This is a genomic window from Leifsonia sp. (assembly GCF_051955155.1).
Lineage (GTDB): Bacteria > Actinomycetota > Actinomycetes > Actinomycetales > Microbacteriaceae > Leifsonia.
The window spans coordinates 1-18,908 of the sequence record NZ_JBQCGZ010000129.1 but is presented as its reverse complement, the minus strand read 5'-3'; the positions used below and the strand labels follow the sequence as shown (position 1 = coordinate 18,908).

Annotated in this window: 19 protein-coding genes; 8 read left to right on the top strand and 11 right to left on the bottom strand. The window is 72.0% G+C overall.

The genetic code is table 11. The features are described from left to right. Positions 1–11 precede the first annotated feature (11 nt). Both ACTHMF_RS14060 and ACTHMF_RS14055 read left to right on the top strand, forming a co-directional pair. Positions 12–1,127: a sensor histidine kinase gene (locus tag ACTHMF_RS14060; RefSeq protein WP_440318425.1), complete on the top strand. Its 1,116-nt coding sequence runs from the start codon at positions 12–14 to the stop codon at positions 1,125–1,127. Beyond that, positions 1,124–1,753 carry a response regulator gene (locus ACTHMF_RS14055; RefSeq protein WP_440318423.1) on the top strand — a complete coding sequence of 210 codons (630 nt, stop codon included), beginning with the start codon at positions 1,124–1,126 and terminating at the stop codon, positions 1,751–1,753. The genes ACTHMF_RS14060 and ACTHMF_RS14055 overlap by 4 nt, the downstream gene beginning before the upstream one ends. A gap of 12 nt (positions 1,754–1,765) precedes the next feature. On the opposite strand, the gene ACTHMF_RS14050 is transcribed toward ACTHMF_RS14055, so the two are convergent. Continuing rightward, a complete protein-coding gene (locus tag ACTHMF_RS14050; RefSeq protein ID WP_440318422.1) occupies positions 1,766–2,779 on the bottom strand; it encodes a LacI family DNA-binding transcriptional regulator in 1,014 nt (337 codons plus the stop codon). A gap of 30 nt (positions 2,780–2,809) precedes the next feature. After that, positions 2,810–2,983: a hypothetical protein gene (locus ACTHMF_RS14045; protein WP_440318420.1), complete on the bottom strand. Its 174-nt coding sequence runs from the start codon at positions 2,981–2,983 to the stop codon at positions 2,810–2,812. A 66-nt stretch (positions 2,984–3,049) separates the two neighbouring features. On the opposite strand from ACTHMF_RS14045, the gene ACTHMF_RS14040 reads away from it, so the two are divergent. Then, on the top strand, positions 3,050–3,721 hold the full coding sequence (locus tag ACTHMF_RS14040) for an esterase/lipase family protein (RefSeq protein WP_440318525.1): 672 nt from the start codon (positions 3,050–3,052) through the stop codon (positions 3,719–3,721). A 95-nt stretch (positions 3,722–3,816) separates the two neighbouring features. Here the strand turns inward: ACTHMF_RS14040 and ACTHMF_RS14035 are convergent, their stop codons facing one another. From ACTHMF_RS14035 to ACTHMF_RS14015, 5 genes are all read right to left on the bottom strand, one after another. Continuing rightward, positions 3,817–4,992, bottom strand: a complete 1,176-nt coding sequence (locus tag ACTHMF_RS14035; protein WP_314148758.1) for an alcohol dehydrogenase catalytic domain-containing protein — start codon at positions 4,990–4,992, stop codon at positions 3,817–3,819. Positions 4,993–5,061: 69 nt separating this feature from the next. Then, a complete protein-coding gene (locus ACTHMF_RS14030) occupies positions 5,062–6,978 on the bottom strand; it encodes a glycoside hydrolase family 127 protein (RefSeq protein ID WP_440318418.1) in 1,917 nt (638 codons plus the stop codon). A 2-nt stretch (positions 6,979–6,980) separates the two neighbouring features. Beyond that, a complete protein-coding gene (locus tag ACTHMF_RS14025; protein WP_440318417.1) occupies positions 6,981–7,883 on the bottom strand; it encodes a carbohydrate ABC transporter permease in 903 nt (300 codons plus the stop codon). Then, positions 7,880–8,803: a carbohydrate ABC transporter permease gene (locus tag ACTHMF_RS14020; RefSeq protein ID WP_314148756.1), complete on the bottom strand. Its 924-nt coding sequence runs from the start codon at positions 8,801–8,803 to the stop codon at positions 7,880–7,882. The genes ACTHMF_RS14025 and ACTHMF_RS14020 overlap by 4 nt, the downstream gene beginning before the upstream one ends. Before the next feature lie 74 nt (positions 8,804–8,877). After that, on the bottom strand, positions 8,878–10,173 hold the full coding sequence (locus ACTHMF_RS14015; RefSeq protein WP_314148755.1) for an ABC transporter substrate-binding protein: 1,296 nt from the start codon (positions 10,171–10,173) through the stop codon (positions 8,878–8,880). Between the two features lie 170 nt (positions 10,174–10,343). On the opposite strand from ACTHMF_RS14015, the gene ACTHMF_RS14010 reads away from it, so the two are divergent. Further along, positions 10,344–11,357: a LacI family DNA-binding transcriptional regulator gene (locus tag ACTHMF_RS14010; protein ID WP_440318415.1), complete on the top strand. Its 1,014-nt coding sequence runs from the start codon at positions 10,344–10,346 to the stop codon at positions 11,355–11,357. A gap of 100 nt (positions 11,358–11,457) precedes the next feature. On the opposite strand, the gene ACTHMF_RS14005 is transcribed toward ACTHMF_RS14010, so the two are convergent. Both ACTHMF_RS14005 and ACTHMF_RS14000 read right to left on the bottom strand, forming a co-directional pair. Continuing rightward, a complete protein-coding gene (locus ACTHMF_RS14005) occupies positions 11,458–11,865 on the bottom strand; it encodes a DUF7144 family membrane protein (RefSeq protein WP_314148753.1) in 408 nt (135 codons plus the stop codon). A gap of 96 nt (positions 11,866–11,961) precedes the next feature. Next, entirely contained in the window at positions 11,962–12,267 is a 306-nt protein-coding gene (locus ACTHMF_RS14000; RefSeq protein WP_314148752.1) for a hypothetical protein, read from the bottom strand. 146 nt (positions 12,268–12,413) lie between these two features. Here ACTHMF_RS14000 and ACTHMF_RS13995 point away from each other — a divergent pair, with 146 nt between their 5' ends. From ACTHMF_RS13995 to ACTHMF_RS13985, 3 genes are read left to right on the top strand one after another with little or no spacing between them, the layout of a single operon-like run. Next, positions 12,414–13,613, top strand: a complete 1,200-nt coding sequence (locus tag ACTHMF_RS13995) for an imelysin family protein (protein WP_440318412.1) — start codon at positions 12,414–12,416, stop codon at positions 13,611–13,613. Beyond that, positions 13,610–14,854, top strand: coding sequence for an iron uptake transporter deferrochelatase/peroxidase subunit (gene efeB / locus ACTHMF_RS13990; RefSeq protein ID WP_440318410.1), 1,245 nt, complete (start codon positions 13,610–13,612; stop codon positions 14,852–14,854). Before ACTHMF_RS13995 ends, efeB begins: the two co-directional genes overlap by 4 nt. Before the next feature lie 51 nt (positions 14,855–14,905). Next, positions 14,906–16,555: a phospholipase C gene (locus ACTHMF_RS13985; RefSeq protein ID WP_440318408.1), complete on the top strand. Its 1,650-nt coding sequence runs from the start codon at positions 14,906–14,908 to the stop codon at positions 16,553–16,555. A 57-nt stretch (positions 16,556–16,612) separates the two neighbouring features. On the opposite strand, the gene ACTHMF_RS13980 is transcribed toward ACTHMF_RS13985, so the two are convergent. Then, positions 16,613–17,476 carry an SDR family oxidoreductase gene (locus ACTHMF_RS13980; RefSeq protein ID WP_440318523.1) on the bottom strand — a complete coding sequence of 288 codons (864 nt, stop codon included), beginning with the start codon at positions 17,474–17,476 and terminating at the stop codon, positions 16,613–16,615. Positions 17,477–17,481: 5 nt separating this feature from the next. After that, positions 17,482–17,847: a VOC family protein gene (locus ACTHMF_RS13975; RefSeq protein WP_440318407.1), complete on the bottom strand. Its 366-nt coding sequence runs from the start codon at positions 17,845–17,847 to the stop codon at positions 17,482–17,484. A 66-nt stretch (positions 17,848–17,913) separates the two neighbouring features. Between ACTHMF_RS13975 and ACTHMF_RS13970 the strand changes: the two genes are divergently transcribed. Further along, complete coding sequence (locus tag ACTHMF_RS13970) at positions 17,914–18,762, top strand: MerR family transcriptional regulator (RefSeq protein ID WP_314148384.1); 849 nt, start codon at positions 17,914–17,916, stop codon at positions 18,760–18,762. Positions 18,763–18,908 lie beyond the last annotated feature (146 nt).

Below are 18,908 nucleotides of genomic sequence, written 5' to 3'. Positions count from 1 at the left end.
GGTCTGTGTACGTGATCGACCCGCGCTGGCGCACCGTCCTGGTGTTCGCCCCGTACGTCGTGCTCGGCGTCATGGTGGCGTTCACCGTCGCCGTGCGGTGGGGCGATGCGCGGCTACTCGTGCCAACCCTCGCCCTGTGCGCCGCGTACGGAGCGGTGGTCGTCTGCTTCCGGCTGCTGCCGCCCCCGCTCCGCAGGAACGGCGCGGTCCTCTCGGTGTTCATGGCGGGCCTGATCGCGCTGAACCTGGCGCTCGTCCTCCAGGAGAGCTGGTTCGGCTTCCTCACGATCGCCACGTTCACCTTCGCGTACTCGCTGCTCGCCTGGCCGTGGGAGCTGCTGGCGGTCGGTGCGACGGCGGTGGTCGCCGCCGTCGCGCAGAGCTCGTCGCTCGGCCACGATGCCGTGGGCATCGCCGGGACGATCGGCATCGTCGTGCTCAACGTCGTGGCGATGTGCGGGCTGTCCTGGTCGCTGCGGCTGGCGGAGCGACAGGTGCAGGGCAGGGCGACCGAGGCGGAGCGGTCCCGGCTGGCGCGGGAGATCCACGACACGCTGGCGCAGGGCTTCGCCGGCATCGTCACCCAGCTGCAGGCCGCCGAGGAGGCACCGGACGAGGAGAGGCGGGCGCGGCACACCGCCGCGGCGCTCGCCCTCGCGCGGGACGGGCTCGCCGAGGCCCGACGGTCGGTGCGCGCGCTGCGGCCGGCCGCGCTGGACGCCGCGCGGCTCCCGGAGGCGATCGAGCAGCTGGCGCGGAACTGGTCCGCTCGCACGGGCATCCCCGCCGACGTCACGCTCGCCGGCGCGGCCCGCTCACTGCCGATGGATGTCGAGGTCGCCCTGCTGCGCACCGCCCAGGAGGCCCTCGCCAACGTCGAGCGGCACTCCGGCGCCCACCGGGTGCGGCTCGACCTGCGCTCGACCGCGGCGGGGACGCGGCTGGAGGTGCGCGACGACGGTCGCGGCTTCGAACCGGCCGGGCTGGAGGACCGGGACACGCATCCCGACGGCGGCGGCTACGGCCTCGTCGCGATGCGCGAGCGGATCGCCTCGGTGGCAGGCGGGCTCGTGATCGAGTCCCGGCCCGGCCACGGCACCGCGATCAGGGCGGAGGTGCCGGCATGAGCGCGATCCGCCTGCTGGTCGTCGACGACCACCCGGTGGTGCGGGACGGCATCGTCGGCATGATGGCGTCCGACCTCGACATCGAGGTGGTCGGCGAGGCCTCCGACGGCGCGGAGGCGGTGGGCCTCGCGCGCACCCTGCTGCCCGACGTCGTGCTGATGGACCTGCGGATGCGCGGCATGGACGGCGTCGCAGCGATCCGGGAGCTCACCCGCCTCGGCGTCCCGAGCCGGGTCGTGGTGCTGACCACGTTCGACGGCGACGCCGACGTGCTGCCCGCCATCGAGGCCGGAGCGACGGGCTACCTGCTGAAGGACGCCCCGCGCGCCGACCTGCTGCGCGCGATCCGGGCGGCTGCGGTCGGCGACGCGGTGCTCGCGCCGTCCGTCGCGTCGCGCCTGGTCGGCCGGGTGCGCGCGGCCGAGGACAGCCTGCTGACCCCGCGCGAGCTGGAGGTGCTCGCCCTGGTCGCGGACGGAGCGACGAACCGGGCGGCCGGCGCCCGGCTGCATCTGAGCGAGGCGACCGTGAAGACGCATCTGCTCAGCATCTACGCGAAGCTCGGCGTCGGCGACCGCGCCGCCGCGGTGGCCGAGGGGTTCCGGCGCGGGCTGCTCGACCTCTGACCGCCGGCGCGCTCAGAGCGCCGCGAGCGTCGACTCGCGGATGACGAGCCGGCACGGCACCAGGTGCGTTCCGGCCCCGGCGGCGCCGCCGATCGCATCCACCAGCAGGCGCGCGGCGACCCTGCCCACCTCCTGCAGGTTCATGTCGACCGTGCTGAGCGGCGGGCGCGCCTGGGTCGCCAGCTGCTCCCAGTTATCATGGCCGATCACCGCGATGTCGTCCGGGACCCTCCTGCCGGTCTCGTGCAGGACGTCGAGGACGCCACGGGCGATCTGGTCGGAGCCGCACAGCACCGCGTCCAGGTCGGGGAAGCGCTTCAGCAGCCCGTGCACAGCGCCGCGCCCCCACACCTCGCTCCACGCGCCGTACAGGGCCTCGCCGCCGAGCAGCTCCAGCCCGGCGGCGGCGAGCGCCTCCGTCGCGCCCGCCACGCGGTCGCGCGCCGCGTCGTAGCCGACGTCTCCCGAGACGTAGGCGATCCGCGACCGCCCGTTCGCGAGCAGGTGCTCGGCGGCGAGCCGGCCCGCCGTCACGTTGTCGCTGACAACGGACACGTCGGCCGGGTCGGTCGACGGCGCGTACGCGTACACGACAGGGACCGGCAGGTCGCGGCCGATCGACGAGCGCGGGTTCGCGGTGTCCCCGAGCACGATGATGCCGTCCACCCGGCGCGAGAGCAGCGCGCGCAGATGGTGCTGCTCCCGGATGCTGTCGCCGCGCGCATCGCACAGGAACACGGACATGCTGCCGGCGCCGAACGCGTCCTCCGCGCCCATCAGGATCGGGATGGAGAAGCGGCCGTCCAGGTCGCTCGTGATCAGGCCGACCGTCCCGGTCCGGCCCGCGAAGAGGCCCTGGGCGAGCGGGTTGGGGACGAACGCGAGCTCCTCCGCCGCGCGCCGCACCCGGTCGCGCGTCTCGGCGCGCACGTGCTGGCGGCCGTTGAGCGCCTTGGACGCGGTGGCCAGCGACACCCCGGCCAGGGCGGCGATGTCCTTCAGCGTCGCCGGCCGGTGCTCCGTCATCCCGCCATGATAGCCGCGGGCCGGAGCCCGCTAATCGGCATGCCCGAGCAGGTGCACGGGGATGCCGAACGAAAGCGCGACGCACACGATCCCGACGAAGAACACCAGGCCCTGCCAGGCGGGGAGCGTGTCGGCCAGGCCCAGGAGGAACAGGCCCACCAGGAAGAGCAGGAAGCAGAAGACGAAGGCGATCACGTCGCTCATGGCGAGAGCATCCCACCGCGTGGGCCGCTTGGCAACCACCGGATTCCGGGCGATGCTTGCGGCGTGATGACCCTGCTGCGCCGCGTCGGCGTGCTCCTGCTCGACTACGAGTACGTGCTGCGGCACCAGCTGGCGGCCCTGTTCGACCGGAGCCTGCCGGAGGCGCTCGTGGACGGCACGGGAGGCGGCTCCCCCGTCGTGCTGCTGCCCGGCATCTACGAGACCTGGCGGTTCCTGCGCCCGCTGGCGCGGCGACTGCACGCGGCGGGGCACCCGGTGCACGTGATCTCCGCGCTCGGGGACAACCGGATGTCGCTGACGGAGGCCGCCGACCGGGTGCGAGCGCACCTGGAGCGGTTCGACCTGCGCGAGGTGACCATCGTCGCCCACAGCAAGGGCGGACTGGTCGCGCGCCTGCTGCTGGCGACACCGGGGGTCGAGCAGCGCATCCGCCGGGCGGTCACCGTCGCCGCGCCGTTCTCGGGGTCGACGCTCGCCCGGTACGTGCCGCTCGCCGCCGTCCGCGCGCTGCGGCCGGGCGCCGCCGAGCTGCGCAGCGTGTCAGGAACGGACGCCGGCGTCGGCCGGATCGTGTCGGTGTGGGGCTGGTGGGACCCGCACATCCCCGGCGGTTCGCGGCTGGACGGTGCCAGGAACATCCCGGTGCCGGTCGGCGGGCACTTCCGCATCCTGGGCAGCCCGCTCGTGCTCCGCCTGATCGTGGAGCTCGCGGACTGAGGCTTTCGAGAGACTGCGCCTCCACGGAACGTGTGCCCCTGCGCGCGCAGCGGCAGACGTTCCACGATGCCGCAGTCATGATCCGCGCGGCCGCGTCAGGGGTGCAGGACGACCTTGACGCAGCCGTCCTTCTTGTCGCGGAACAGGTCGTACATCTCCGGGGCCTGCTCCAGCGACGCGTGGTGGGTGACGATGTCCTCCGTGCCGAGCGGGTCCGCCGGGTCCTCGACGAGCGGCAGGATGGCGTCGCGCCAGGCGTGCACGTTGCACTGGCCCATCCGCAGGGCGAGCTGCTTGTCGAACATGGTCATGAACGGCACCGGGTCGGCGACGCCGCTGTACACGCCGGCGAGGGACACGGTGCCGCCGCGCCGGACCGCGTCGATCGCGAGCATCATCGCGGCCAGCCTGTCCACGCCGACCGTCGTCATCAGCTTCTTCGCGACCGGGTCGGGGAGCAGCCCGACCATGGACTGCGTCAGCGCCGTCCCCGGGTTGCCGTGCGCCTCCATCCCGACCGCGTCGATCACCGCGTCCGGCCCCCGGCCGTCGGTCGCCTCGCGCAGCCAGACCGCCGCCTCGTCGTCCAGGTCGAACGTGTCGACGCCGTGCCGTTCGGCCATCGCGCGGCGCTCCGGGACCGGGTCGACGGCGACGACGCGGTGCCCGAGGTGGACGCCGATCCGGGCCGCGAACTGGCCGACCGGGCCCAGCCCGATCACGCCGAGCACACCGCGCTCCGGCAGCTGCGCGTACTGCACCGCCTGCCACGCGGTGGGCAGGATGTCGCTGAGGAACAGGTAGCGCTCGTCCGGCAGCTCCGCTCCCACTTTGAGCGCGTTGAAGTCGGCGAGCGGGACGCGCAGCCGCTCCGCCTGCCCGCCGGGGACCGAGCCGTAGAGCTCGGTGTAGCCGTACAGGCTCGCGCCGGTCCCGGTGTCGTAGTTCTGGGTCGTCTCGCACTGCGTCGTCAGCCCGAGCCGGCAGTAGTGGCAGTGCCCGCACGCGATGACGAACGGGATCACCACCCTGTCGCCGACGGCGAGCCTCGTCACCTCGGACCCGACCTCCTCGACGATGCCCATCGGCTCGTGCCCGAGGATGTCGTCCTTCGCGAGGAACGGTCCGAGGACGTCGTACAGGTGCAGGTCGGAGCCGCAGATGGCGGTCGAGGTGATGCGGATCACCACGTCCGTCGGCTCCTCGATGCGCGGTTCCGGTGCGTCGATCACGGCGAGCTGTTTGGTCGCCTGCCAGGTGAGTGCTCTCATGGCAGGGTTTGTACGCCGCGCCCGGCGAGAACGACAGGGGTTCACACCGGGCGCGGAGCGGGTAAGCGGTCAGCTCGCGGGGATCCAGATCCGCATCGTGGACGGGCCGCGCTCCGCCCAGTCGTGGTACGGCACGAGCGGCACGGCGACGGGCGCGTCCGCGGCCTCCGGCTGCTGCCCCGCGTACGGCCAGGCGGCCTCCGGCGGCGTGCGGCGCGCGAGGTCGACCACCACCCGGCCCGCCTCGTCCCTGGGCGGCCGGCCGGTGTCGGCCAGCGCCGTCGCAACGTCGTCCCAGCCCTCCGGCAAGTCGACGGACTCCAGCGCGTAGACGACGGGACCGCGCTCGACGGCGACGCTGCCGCGCACCGCGTCGATGCGCGGGTCCGCTCGCACGAAGCGCGGGGCGACGGGGAGGTCGATGGTCACGACGTCTCCGGCCCGGAACGCGCGGGTCACGGCGGCATAGCCCGGCCGCACCGTCGTCGGGGCGCCGTCCGGATCGGTGAGCACGGCGCCGTCGGCCCACGCGGGGACCCGCAGCTGCATGGTCCACGGCGCGTCCGCGTCGCGGTCGACCCGCACGGCGATCCGGCCGTCCGCCGGGTACTCCGTCTCGACGGTCAGCTCCACGCGCTCCCCGCCGCCGAGCACGGTGACGATCGTCGCCGGCGCGTACTGCTGCAGCTGCAGGGTGTCCTCCCCCGCCGTCGCGACGTAGGCGTCCAGGCTCGCCAGGGTGCGGGCGACGTTGGGCGGGCAGCAGGAGACCTCGAACCACGGTGCCCGCAGCGACGCCTCCGCGCGCGGCGACACCGTGTCCGGGTCGGCCGGCTCGCCCGGCGTGCGCCTGTGCAGCGTGTTCGCGTAGTAGAACGCGGTCCCCTCCGCCGACGGCGAGGTCGCGACCACGTTGTAGAGGGTGCGCTCGATCAGGTCGCTGTAGGCCGCGTCCCCCTCCGCCAGCAGCATCCGCCAGCTGAACTGGATGGACGCGATGGACGCGCAGGTCTCCGAGTACGCGCGGTCCGGCGGCAGCTCGAAGTCGTCGCCGAAGGCCTCGTCCTGGTGGTGCGACCCCTGGCCGCCGGTGATGTACGTGCGCCGTGCGGCCGTGTTCGCCCACTGCCGGGAGAGGGCGGCGAGCAGCGGCCCGTCACCGGTCTCCGCCGCGACGTCCGCCGCTCCCGAGGAGAGGTAGTTCGCGCGCACCGCGTGCCCGCGCAGCACGTCCGCCTCCCGCACCGGGACGTCGTCCTGGTAGTACGAGCGGCCCCACTCGATGTCGCGCAGCACGCCGGTCCCGCGGCGCTCGACGAACAGGCGCGCCTGCTCGATGTAGCGCGGCTCGCCGGTCACCCTGCCGAGCTCGACGAGGGCCGTCTCCACTTCGGGGTGCCCGCAGACGGACCGGATGCCGTCCTCGCCGAACACGTCGCAGATCAGGTCCGCGAGCCGGGTGGCGACGGCGAGCAGGCCGTCGTCGGCGCCCGGCCTGGTCCTGGCGCGGGCGACGGCCGCCTGGAACAGGTGTCCGGCGCAGTACAGCTCGTGGCCCCACTCCAGGTCCGACCAGCGCGGCGCCTGCCCGGGACGCCCGAAGGCGGTGTCCAGGTACCCGTCCGGCTCCTGGGCGGCCGCCACCCGGGCGACCGTGTTCCGGAAGGTCTCCTCGAGCGCGGGATCGTCGTCCCTGCCGAGCTGCCAGGCGACGGCCTCCAGGTACTTGTAGACCTCCGAGTCGGAGAACTCGCGGCCGCGCCGCCCGTCCGGCAGCCGGCCGGCAGCGGCGAGGTCGAAGTTCGGCAGCCAGCCCTCCCGCTCCAGCCAGTGCGCGATATGGGCGAGCGTCGCCGTCGCGTTGACGCGCTGCCGGCCGGCCCAGTACCCGCCGGTGATACGCACCTCGCCGAGGCCGAGGGGGCGCAGCCGTCCTGTGGACGGCACGGCGGGTGCGACGGGGGCGGTGGTCTTGATCAGTGACATGGTCATCCCTTGAAGGCGCCGGACAGGAAGCCGCGCACGTAGTGTCGTTGCAGGAGGAGGAACAGCAGGATGCACGGCAGGGCGAGCACGACGACCCCGGCCTCGGTGGCGCCGTAGTCGACGACGCCCTGCACCTGGCCGCGGAGGTTCGAGATGGCCAGCGGAAGGGTCATCCGGTTGGAGTCGTTGATGAGGATGAGCGGGGCGATGAAGTCGTTCCAGGCCGCCAGGAAGGCGAACAGGCCGACCGTGATGAGGCCCGGCTTCACTGCGGGCAGCAGCACGCGCCACAGCGACCCGAAGGTGGAGCAGCCGTCCACCATCGCCGCCTCGTCCATCTCGCGCGGCACCGCCTCGAACGAGATGCGCATCATGAACGTCGCGAACGGCAGCTGGAACATGGTGAGCACGAGGGCGACACCGACCAGCGAGTTCGACAGGCCGACCAGGTTGAGCAGCACGTAGAGCGGGATGAGCAGCGTCGCGTACGGGACCATCAGGATGGCGAGCGTCGCCATGAACAGCACGTTGCGGCCGGGGAAGCGGAAGCGGGCGAATGCGTAGCCGCCGAACAGCGAGACGACGAGGGTCAGCAGCACGGTCAGTAGCGACACGAACAGCGAGTTGCCGATGTAGACCCAGATGCCCGCCTGGTAGTTCGCCAGCGACGCGTAGTTGCCGAGGCCCCAGCCGTCGGTCTGGCTGGTGCCGGGCCGCGGGGCGATGGAGGACACCGCCGTCCAGATCAGCGGGTACAGGAAGATCAGCGCCAGTCCGCCGGTCAGCACCCAGTACGGCATGCGGGTGGCGACGCCGAACAGGCGGCTGTGCCGGCGGCGGGCGTCGTGGCGGGCGTGCGGGCGATCCGCCGTCCGGGGGTCGCGGGTCAGGGTGCCTGCGCTCACAGCGCGTCCTCCTTCTGGCCGAAGGCCCGGATCTGGGCGACGTTGACGACGACGAGCGCGATCAGCACGATCACCGAGAGCGCCGCGGCGACACCGAGGTTGTTCGGCCCCTGGAAGGCGACGCTGTAGATCAGCTGCACGACCGTGATCGTGCTGTTGTCCGGGCCGCCCTTGGTCAGGATGTAGAACTGCTCGAAGGCGAGCAGCGAGCCGGTGACGCAGAGCACGGTGGTGAGCGCGAGCGTCGGCCGCAGCAGCGGCAGCGTCACGCCGCGGAACGTCTGCCAGCGTCCGGCGCCGTCGATCCGCGCGGCCTCGTAGACCTCGTCGGGGATGCCCTGGAGGCCCACCAGCATCAGCAGCATGTAGAAGCCCGCGTACCGCCACACGATCAGGAAGACCGTCGACCAGAGCGCGCCCGCCGGCGTACCGAGGAACGTGAACCCCCACGCCTTCATGAGGTCGGCGAACGGACCGGCGATCGGGGAGTAGAGCACGTAGAACAGCAGCGAGGCCGACGCGAGACCGAGCGCGCTCGGCACCAGGATCGCGGTGCGCAGGAAGCCCTTCCAGCGCGTCGACTCCTGGACCAGCAGCGCGAGGCCGAGGGCGAGCGCGAGCAGGATGACCGTGGTGATCACGGTGTAGGTGACGGTGAAGACGACGGAGTCGGTGAAGAAGCGGTTCGTCACCGCCTTGGCGTAGTTCTCGGGGAAGTTCACGCCCTGGTTGCCGCCGAGCAGCGGCCAGTCCGATCCCGACATCTGCAGGACGAGCAGCAGCGGCACCAGGAACAGGAAGAGCACGAACAGTGCCGTCGGCGAGGCGTAGAGCCAGCCCAGCCAGCGGCCGGAGCTGCGCCTGCGGCGGGGACGGGCGGTGCGCGATGGCCGGTCGGCCACCGTGGCGCTGGCGGTCATGGGATGCCTTTCGTCTGGCCGTCTGTCGGTGGAGGGAGCCGGGGCGGGAGCAGCGTCCCGCCCCGGCCGGTGCGCTACTGCGAGAGCACCGAGGTGATCTCGGAGTTGTCCTTGTCGACGGACTTCCCGTCGCCGAGAACCGCATTCCGCACGAGCGTCAGCCACGGGCTGTTCGGCGCGTTGAAGGCCTCCTGGAAGTTCAGCGAGATCGGGGTGTCGCCCTTGCCGGCCACCTCGTTGATGGTGACCAGGCGGGGGTCCTTCGCCGCGTACTCGTTGTTGGCGAGGTCGGAGCGGGAGACGACGTCGTTGTCCTTGGCCAGGACACCGACCTGCGCGTCCTCCGACATCATCCACTGCAGGAAGTTCCAGGCCTGGGCGGCCTTCTTGGAGTCCTTCGAGATGCCGATGCCGTCGCCGCCGACGAAGGTCGAGCCGCCGCCCTGGGGGCCGGGGATGCCGGCGACGCCGACGTCGAACTTCGTGGAGGAGAGCAGGGTCGCCGGGTAGAACATCAGGCCGACCTTGCCCTCGGTGAAGCCGGCGGTCCAGGTGGGGCCGGTCTCGTCCTTGGACGACGGGAGCACGGCGCCCGACTTCCAGAGGTCCTGCCAGGTGCTGTAGACGTCCTTGGCGGTGTCGGAGTCGAGCAGGGACTTCGTGCCCTCCTCGTTCATCACCTGCTTGCCGTCCGCCCACACGCTCGGGAACCACGTGAAGACGAGGCAGCCGCCGCAGTTCAGGCCGGTGGCGGTGCCGTAGGTGTCCGGCTTGTTCAGCGCCTGGATCTTCTTGGCGTCCGCCGCGTACTCCGCGAGGTTCGCCGGCGCCTTCTCCGGGTCGAGACCCGCCTCGGTGAACAGCTGCTTGTTCCAGAACATCATCGAGAGGTCGAGGACGAACGGGAGCACGTGCTCCTTGCCGTCGATCGTTCCCGCCTTCAGGTGGCCCTTGTTGATGGCGTCCTTGTAGGAGAGCCCGTCGATCTGCTTCGAGATGTCCTGGAACAGGCCCTGCTTGACCCAGTTCGGCACGTAGACGATGTCGGCGGCGAAGAGGTCGGGCAGGCCGTTCGATCCGGCGGCCGCACCGACCTTCGCCACGTAGTCGTCGTTCGGGACGACGGTCAGCTCGACCTGGTTCTTGTGGCTCTTGTTGTAGGCCTCGACCAGCAGCTTCGCCTGCTTCTCGAGCGGCGCGCGGGTCCAGAGCGTCAGCGTGCTGCCGTCGTCGGTCCCGTCCTTGCTGATGGTCTGGCTTCCGGAGGAACCGTTGCCGGTGCCTGAAGAACATGCGGCGAGCGCGATGGCCAGCGCTCCCGCGAGGGCCGCAGCGACGATGCGTCGCGTGCGGGGGTGGGGTTTCGTCATTGCATCTCCTGGGTGCTCATCGTCGAGGGGAGGTGGTGCGTCATCGGCTGGTGAAACTTCCGAAATGGGTTTCGGACTGTGTGTGCAAGTAAATCGCTGTCCCACGTTGACTGTCAAGCACTTGGATGATGTAGTTTTACGAAAACCACCGAAAAGTTTGGGAGCGGGCGATGACGGAGTTCCGGACGGCGACGCTGAGCGACGTCGCGCGCGCCGCCGGCGTCTCGATCGCCACCGCCTCCAAGGCCCTCAACGGCCGCGCGGACGTCGCGGAGCGGACGCGGGCGCGCGTGATCGCCGCCGCGGAAGAGGTCGGCTTCACCCCGAACGCCCTCGCGCAGAGCCTCACCGCGGGGCGGACGGGGACGGTCGGCCTGCTCACCAGCGACCTGGAGGGCCGGTTCGTCATCCCCATCCTGATGGGTGCGGAGGATGCGTTCGGCGCCGGCCAGGTGAACGTGTTCCTGTGCGACGCGCGCGGCGACGCGATCCGCGAGCAGTACCACCTGAACGCGCTGCTGGGCCGCCGGGTCGACGGCATCATCGTCGTCGGCAGGCAGACCGACCCTCGCCCTTCGCTCGGGCACGAGCTGCCCGTCCCCGTGGTCTACGCCTACGCCCCCTCCGACGACCCGGCCGACCACTCGCTCACCCCGGACAATGTCGCAGGCGGACGGATGGCCGTCGAGCACCTCATCGCCTGCGGGCGCACCCGCATCGCCCACATCACCGGCGACCCGGCCTACGCGGCGGCCCAGGACCGGGCCGCCGGCTTCCGCGACGCGATCGCCGACGCGGGCCTGCAGGCCGTCGGCGAGCCGCTGTTCTCGTCGTGGACGGAGGGTTGGGGACGCGACGCGGCCTCCATGCTGCTGCGGCGCCACCCAGACATCGACGGCATCGTCGCCGGCTCGGACCAGATCGCGCGCGGCGTCATCGACGCGCTGCGCGACCTCGGCCGTTCCGTCCCGGAGGACGTGGCGGTGATCGGCTACGACAACTGGCAGGTGCTCGCGACCAACTCCCGGCCGGAGCTGACCAGCATCGACAACAACCTGGAGGAGCTCGGCCGCCTTGCCGCCCGCCGCCTCTTCGACGCCATCGACGGCGCCGCCCTCGCCCCCGGGACCGAGCGCCTCCCCGTCCGCCTCGTCATCCGGGGCTCCACCATCCCGCACCTCTAGACCCACACGGTCGAGTACGCAGATTCTCTGCGTACTCGACCGTTTCTGCCCCACTTTCTGCGTACTCGGCGGCGGAGGGGGGCGGGAGGAGAGAGCGCGGCTAGCTGTGGGAGAGCGAGCGCAGTTCCCTGCCGTGCACGGTCACCGCGTAGATCACCAGGATGTCGACCGTCACCATCACGATCGACCACCACGGCTGCGCCGGCAGCGACATCAGCTGGGTGACCGCGTTCAGCGCGGCGATCACGACCGCGAAGATCCTGGCCCACAGCGCGCCCCGGATCAGGAAGACGCCGGCGAGCAGCAGCAGGACGCCGATGATCACCGACCACCAGCCCCACGCCTGCAGGTTGAAGCTCACCAGAGCCTCCTTGCCGACGAAGTACGCGGTGTCCGGCCCGAAGATCGCCATGAAACCGTAGAAGAGGTCGATCGCCGCTCCGATGAACAGCAGGATGGACGCGAACCAGGCCCAGCCGACCCAGCCCGTGACACGCGTGTCGCTCATGACGCACCCCGTTTCGTCAGGACGGCGGCGGGCTCGCCACCGTGCTCGCGCTCACGGTAGGCACAGCGCGGCGGGTGTGGCTACGGTGCAGTCCGGTCAGACCTCCGAGGAGGCGTGCACCAGTTCGTCGACGCGGAATCCGCTCGTCGCCTGCTCGTAGGTGGTGTGCTTACGAGCGGGGTGCGACTCGGCGGGCGGGGGGACGTCGGCGCGGTGGAGGGCGTGCAGCACCAGCTGCTCGACGAGGGCGGCCGCGGTGGTCTCGCGGTGGCGGGCGATGCGGACGAGGTTGGCGTACTCGCGCTCGCCCAGGCGGATGGTCAGCGGGATTCCTGCAGGCGCACGGCCGGGACCGTGCGCCGACGCGGGCTCGGCGACCCCAGTGGCATTCGAGTCCTTCATGCCGCGATACTCACATGCGAGCGCTCTCACGAAAATGCCCAATACGCGATCGTCCCACCCCCGTTCGGGGTACAGGTCGTGACCGCTCGGTGAACAGCGGATGAAGCCGGGATCCGGCCGGACGGACGGCTCCTAGGATCGCAACCATGTCGAAGCGCGCCCGGCTCACCGCGCTCTTCGGGGTACTTTCCGCGCTGATCGTGGTCGCCGTCGTGCTCACCGTCGTCGCCCGTCCGGCCGCGGTCAACGCAGCATCCGGTGCGCCGCAGACGGTCGCGGTGAGCGCCGGCCTGGACGACTGCGGACGCGGCTGGGGCGAGGCAGGCAGCGCCGCGGGCGGCGACCAGTCCTTCCGGGTCACCAACACGACCGTCGCCGGCATCGAGGTGTATCTGCAGGCGGTCGACAGCAAGAAGGTCTACCTGGACCTGGAGAGCATCGGCGCCGGGGCGCACGCCGGGGCGCGGGTGACGCTCGGCACCGGACGGTACCGGTTCGTCTGCCTGCCGGCGGACGCGGACCCGGTGCACGGGCCGGCGGTGCGGGTGGGTCCTGCGCCGCCGGGGTCCGCGCTGACGCCAGGCATCGTCCCGGTGACGCGGACGGACCTGATCCCGGCGGCGAAGGCCTACGGCACCTGGGTCGCGTCCCGGCTGCCCGCGCTGCGCCAGCAGGTCGCGACCGTCGCGGCCGACGCAGAGGAGGGCGACTTATCGGCCGCGCGACGCGACTGGCTGACCGCCCACACCACCTATGAGACGCTCGGCGCCGCCTACGGCGCGTTCGGCGACCTCGGCGACGCGATCGACGGGCTGCCGCGATCGGGGCCGACCGGGTTCCACGCCGTCGAAGCGGCGCTCTGGCCGGGCGGCGCGGCGAGCGGCGCGGCGGGCGACACCGTCCGCGCGGCGGTCGCGGCGCGGACCCTCCTCTCGGACGTCGACTCGCTGATCACGGCGTTCCCGGGCGCGAGGATCGACCCGGGCGACATCGGTCTCCGCGCGCACGAGATCGTCGAGGACGCGCTGCGGGATGTGCTCACCGGAGCGGCCGACGCCGGCTCCGGAACGGAGCTCGCGACCGTCGACGCCGACCTGACCGGAGCGGCCCAGGCGCTCGCACCGCTGCACGGCATCCTCGCGTCGCGCTATTCCGGACTCGCCGAGACCGAGCGCGCCCTCCAGACCACGCAGGCGCTCGTACGGAGCCTGCGCACGAACGGCGCGTGGCCGGCGCTGACCGCCCTCGGTGCGGCGCAGCGCGAGCGCGTCGACGCCGCCGTCAGCCGGACCGCGGAGCTGCTCGCCCCGGTCGCCGCCATCTGCGATCCGAGGAGGGACGCATGACGATCGCACGACGCGACCTGCTGCAGGCCGGCGCGGGAGCCGCCGCGGGGGTCGCCGGGACGCTGGCCGCCGCCCGCACGCTCGGCGCGCACGGCTCGGCGGCGGCGGCCGACCGGCCCGCCGCGTCGTCCGCGTCCGCCCGCGCGCTCGGTTTCCACGGCGAGCACCAGCAGGGCATCCTGACCCCGCCGCAGCGCGCGGCCGCCTTCGTCGCGCTGGACGCCACCGCGGCGAACCGCGCCGAGCTCGCCGACCTGTTCCGGACGATCACCGAGCGCGCCCGCTTCCTCAGCACCGGGGGCACGCCGCCCGACCCCGGACTCACCGCGCCGCCGCGCGACTCCGGCGTTCTCGGCCCGACGGTCGAGCCCGACGGTCTCAGCGTGACGCTGTCGGTCGGCGCGTCTCTGTTCGACGGCCGCTACGGCCTCGCCGACGCGAAGCCTGCACGCCTGCGGGCGATGGACGCCTTCCCGGACGACGCGCTGCGGCGCGAGGTGTGCGACGGCGACCTGCTGCTGCAGGTCTGCGCGGACGACCGCGACGCCGTGACCCACGCGGTCCGCGAGATCGCTCGGGCGACCCGCGGCGGGATGGGCGTGCGCTGGCGGCAGGACGGCTTCGTCTCGCCGCCGCGCCCGAGCGGGACGCCGCGCAACCTGATGGGCTTCAAGGACGGCACGAGCAACCCCGACACCGGCGACGCCGTGCTGATGTCCCGGCTGGTCTGGGCGAAGGGCGGCGGCGCGGAGCCGGCGTGGGTCACCGGCGGCAGCTACCACGTCGTGCGCGTCATCCGGATGCTCGTGGAGTTCTGGGACCGCGTGAACCTGCACGAGCAGGAGAACATGATCGGCAGGCGCCGCGACACCGGCGCCCCGCTCACCGCATCCGCCGAGCACGACGACCCGCACTACGAGAACGACCCGACCGGCGACGTCATCCAGCTGGACGCGCACATCCGGCTGGCCAACCCGCGCACGACGGCGACGGACGACCAGCGGATGCTGCGCCGCGCGTACAACTACGACGGCGGCGTGGACACGAACGGGACGCTCGAGATGGGACTCGTCTTCGTCGCGTTCAACCAGGACCTCGACCGTCAGTTCGTCACCGTGCAGAAGCGGCTGGCGGGCGAACCGCTGGTCGACTACATCCAGCCGTTCGGCGGCGGCTACTACTTCGCGCTCCCCGGAGCCCGCGACTCCTCCGACTGGCTCGGCCGCGGCATGTTCGCCTGAGCCGGCCGGAGGACACCGGTAACACCCACCAACGAGAAGGAAGCAGGAATCGTGTCCAGACTCCCCCGTCTGCGCCGCAACCCGGCCGGGCTCGCCGGCCTGGCCCTGGCCGGCGCAGCAGCGCTCGCCGGCGCCGGCATCCTCGCGGGCGCGCCCGCGATCGCGTCTCCCGGTCACGGGACGCCAGCCACCTCCGCCCACACCCGGACCCCGATCAAGCACCTGGTCGTGATCTTCGACGAGAACATCTCGTTCGACCACTACTTCGGCACCTACCCCGCCGCCGCCAACACCGACGGCACGCCGTTCACCGCGGCGAAGAACACCCCGAAGGCGAACACGCTGGTCACCAGCGGGGCGCTCACGAAGAACCCCAACCTGTACGCACCGGCGCGACTCACCCCGGCGCAGGCCCTCACGTGCGACCAGAACCACGGCTACGCCGCGGAGCAGGCCGCCGTGAACGGCGGCACGATGGACCAGTTCGTCCAGAAGACCGAGACCGACACCTGCACCGGCGCGTTCGGCGAGCCGGGCCTCGTCATGGACTACTACGACGGCAACACGGTGACCGGGCTCTGGAACTACGCCCAGAACTACGCCATGAGCGACAACATGTGGGACACCACGTTCGGCCCGTCCACCCCGGGCGCGCTGAACCTGATCTCCGGGCAGACGCACGGAGGCACCGCGTACGACCCGAAGACCGGCGCCGTTCTCGCGTCCTCGACGGCCATCCAGTCGCCGAACGCGCAGCACGTCGGCACCGTGATCGGCGACCCCGACCCTGCCTACGACGACTGCTCGGACAACGACCACACCTCCTCGTCCGCCGTCGTCGGGATGAGCGGCAAGAACGTGGGCGACCTGCTCAACTCCCGCGGCGTCACCTGGGGCTGGTTCCAGGGCGGCTTCACCCCGACCACCGCGTGGGACGGCACCAGCGGCGGCTACGCGAAGTGCGACGCGACCACCGCGAACATCGGCGGCGCGACCCCGAAGGACTACTCGCCGCACCACAACCCGTTCTCGTACTACGCGTCCACGTCCAACCCGCACCACCTCGCGCCGACCTCGGTGAAGGCGATCGGGCACACGGACCGGGCCAACCACCAGTACGACCTGACCGCGTTCGACGCGGCCCTGAAGGCGGACAACCTGCCCGCCGTCTCGTTCCTGAAGGCGCCGGAGGCGCAGGACGGCCACGCGGGCTACTCCGACCCGCTGGACGAGCAGAAGTTCCTCGTGAACGAGATCAACGCGATCCAGAAGTCGGACAGCTGGTCCTCCACCGCGATCGTCGTGACCTACGACGACTCCGACGGCTGGTACGACCACGTCGCGCCGAAGGTGACCAACGGCTCCAGCGACGCGGCGGTCGACTCGACCGTGTGCACGAGCGTGAAGAAGGTCGCGGGCGGCTACGCCGACCGCTGCGGCCCGAGCCAGCGCCTGCCGTTCCTGGTGGTCTCGCCGTGGGCAGCGAAGAACAGCATCGACCACTCCCCGATCGAGCAGGCCAGCGTGCTGCGCTTCATCGAGCAGAACTGGCACACCGGCCGGATCGGGGACGCGTCCTTCGATACCCGCGCCGGCTCGATCGGCGGCCTGTTCGACTGGTCGCACCCGCAGCAGCGCGAGGTGCTGCTCGACCCGGCGACCGGCGCCGTGTCGAAGGTGATCCCGACGCGCTCGCACTGATCCTCCGCGTCGACTCGTGACGAATGTCGGCTATCCGGCGGATATTCACGACATTCGTCACGAGTCGACCGGCATCCGGCGGGTGTCCAGGTACTCGTCGAGTGAGAGGGGACGGCGGCCGGTCACCCGCTCGACCGCCCCGCTCACCCCGGCCAGCTCGCCGGCGGCGATGGCCGTGTACGTGGAGACCCACGCGTCGTACTGCCAGTCCGGCGCGTCCCACTTCTTCCGGGATTCGTACGCCTCCTCGATGGTCTCGTCGTGGAACGAGATCGCACGACCGAAATGCCCGGCGAGCTTCTCCGCGACCTCGGCCATGGTCAGCTCCTCCGGGCCGGTCAGGTCGTACGTCGCGCCGGCGTGCTCGGCGGGATGCTGTAGCACCTCCGCGGCGACGCGGGCGACGTCCGCCCTCGCCACCATCGCTGCCCGCCCGTCCCCCGCCGGACCGCGGATCACGCCGTCCTCGCCCACCATGAACTCGACGAAGTCCAGGTAGAGGTTGTCACGCAGGAAGGAGTGACCGATGCCGAGCTGCCGGATGCGCTGCTCGGTCGCGTAGTGGTCGCGCGCGAGCGTGAACGTCGCATCCGGGGCGGCGCCGAAGAACGACGTGTAGACGATGTGCCGGACGCCGGCCTCCGCCGCCGCCTCCAGGAACGTCTCGTGCTCACGCAGCCGCTCGGCGTTCTCGGCGGCGGACACCATGAACAGCGTCTGCACGCCCTCCAGCGCCGCTCGCGCGGAGGCGGCGTCGCCGTAGGAGCACGCGACGACGGCGCTGTCGGGGAAGTGCGGTGCGCGCTCCGGCGAGCGCGCGAGCATCCGGAACGGCGCGCCGGCGTCGGCGAGCGCGTCGGCGGTCAGCCGGCCGACCGTTCCGGTCACGCCGGTGACGGCGAGGGCGGGGAGCTCCTGCATCGCGCTCACCAGCAGAGGCAGAACGGGTGGCCGGACGGGTCCTCGTAGACCTGGAAGCCGCCGTCGGCGTCCAGGTCGTCCGCCGGCCGCAGCAGACGCGCGCCGCTGGCGATCGCGTGCTCGTGCGCCTCGCGGATGTCGTCGACGTAGAGGTCCAGGTGCAGCTGCTGCTGCGCTCCGTCCGGCCAGTCCGGCCGTTCGTGGTTGGGCGCGAGCTGGAAGCCGAGCCGCGGCTCGCCGCCGACGCGCACGGTGCGCCAGCCCGCGTCCTCGGTGTCGGTGACCTCGCCGCCGAGCAGGCGGGCCCAGAAGCCCGCCTCCCCGTCGAGGTCGGGGGTGTCGAACACGACGATCTGCCGGTGGATGTTCATGCGGCCATCCAATCGCGCGCCGCGACGGCGGACAAGGCTCGCGATCCGGCTCTTGACCCTCACACCGTGTCAGGCTGGAGCGTGGTCTCCACCATGTACACCATCGGAGAGTTCGCCGCGATCGGCCGGATCAGCGTCAGGATGCTGCGGCACTATGACGCGATCGGGCTGCTGCCGCCCGCCCGCGTGGACGAGCGCAGCGGCTACCGCTTCTACTCGGACGCGCAGCTGGCCGACCTGCTGCGCGTGGTGGAGCTGCGGCAGCTGGGGGTCGGCCTCGACGCCATCGCCGCCGTCCTCGCATCCGACGACCAGCGGCCCGCCCTCGCGGCGGTTCTGCGGCAACGCCGGACGGAGCTGCGCGCGGGGATCGCCGAGGACAGCGCCCGGCTCGACCGGCTCGAGCGGCGTCTCCGAATCCTGGAAGGAACAGAGATCATGTCGACACCCGTCGAGTACCGGCCGCTGGATGCGGTCACCGTCTACGCCGTCAGCGGCACCGCCCCCGGTCCGGGGCCCGAGTACGTCGGCCCGATGATCGGCCCGCTGATCGAGGGCCTGGACAGCGCTCTCGCCGCCGCGGGCCGGCCCATCCTGGAGCCGTCCGTGTTCTGGTACGAGGCCAGGGAGGACGAGCGCCTGGAGGTGCACATCTCCTACCCCGCCGAGAACCCGCCCCGGCCCGGCGCCGGTTACGAGGTGGTGGAGCTGCCCGCGGTCCCGCTCGCCGCGACGCTGCTGCACCGCGGCGACATGAGCGGGATCGGCGACTCGTGGATGGCGCTCACCGAGCAGCTGGTCGCCGACGGCTACCGCGTCGCCGGCCCCTCCCGCGAGGTCTACCTCGAGGCGACGGGCCACACCCCCGCCCCCGACTGGGTCACCGAGCTCCAGGCCCCCGTCGAGCGCGCCTGACCCGCGCCCCCGCCGAGTACGCAGAAAGTCCGCCCGAAACGGCCGAGTACGCCCATTATCTGCGTACTCGGCTGGGGGGGTGGGGCGGGGGGGGGTGGGGTGGGGTCAGAGTTCCCAGAGGGCGGCGACGGGCAGGCCGCAGAGCC

Bases quoted from the DNA above. Each gene is read 5' to 3' on its own strand.
- ACTHMF_RS14050 (WP_440318422.1), bottom strand. From the start codon at position 2,779: ATGACGGAGCACCGGCCGGCGACGCTGAAGGACATCGCCGCCCTGGCC.
- ACTHMF_RS13980 (WP_440318523.1), bottom strand. From the start codon at position 17,476: ATGCAGGAGCTCCCCGCCCTCGCCGTCACCGGCGTGACCGGAACGGTC.
- ACTHMF_RS14040 (WP_440318525.1), top strand. From the start codon at position 3,050: ATGACCCTGCTGCGCCGCGTCGGCGTGCTCCTGCTCGACTACGAGTAC.
- ACTHMF_RS14015 (WP_314148755.1), bottom strand. From the start codon at position 10,173: ATGACGAAACCCCACCCCCGCACGCGACGCATCGTCGCTGCGGCCCTC.
- ACTHMF_RS14020 (WP_314148756.1), bottom strand. From the start codon at position 8,803: ATGACCGCCAGCGCCACGGTGGCCGACCGGCCATCGCGCACCGCCCGT.
- efeB (WP_440318410.1), top strand. From the start codon at position 13,610: ATGACGATCGCACGACGCGACCTGCTGCAGGCCGGCGCGGGAGCCGCC.
- ACTHMF_RS14045 (WP_440318420.1), bottom strand. From the start codon at position 2,983: ATGAGCGACGTGATCGCCTTCGTCTTCTGCTTCCTGCTCTTCCTGGTG.
- ACTHMF_RS13995 (WP_440318412.1), top strand. From the start codon at position 12,414: ATGTCGAAGCGCGCCCGGCTCACCGCGCTCTTCGGGGTACTTTCCGCG.
- ACTHMF_RS14005 (WP_314148753.1), bottom strand. From the start codon at position 11,865: ATGAGCGACACGCGTGTCACGGGCTGGGTCGGCTGGGCCTGGTTCGCG.
- ACTHMF_RS14000 (WP_314148752.1), bottom strand. From the start codon at position 12,267: ATGAAGGACTCGAATGCCACTGGGGTCGCCGAGCCCGCGTCGGCGCAC.
- ACTHMF_RS14030 (WP_440318418.1), bottom strand. From the start codon at position 6,978: ATGTCACTGATCAAGACCACCGCCCCCGTCGCACCCGCCGTGCCGTCC.
- ACTHMF_RS14035 (WP_314148758.1), bottom strand. From the start codon at position 4,992: ATGAGAGCACTCACCTGGCAGGCGACCAAACAGCTCGCCGTGATCGAC.
- ACTHMF_RS13975 (WP_440318407.1), bottom strand. From the start codon at position 17,847: ATGAACATCCACCGGCAGATCGTCGTGTTCGACACCCCCGACCTCGAC.
- ACTHMF_RS14055 (WP_440318423.1), top strand. From the start codon at position 1,124: ATGAGCGCGATCCGCCTGCTGGTCGTCGACGACCACCCGGTGGTGCGG.
- ACTHMF_RS14010 (WP_440318415.1), top strand. From the start codon at position 10,344: ATGACGGAGTTCCGGACGGCGACGCTGAGCGACGTCGCGCGCGCCGCC.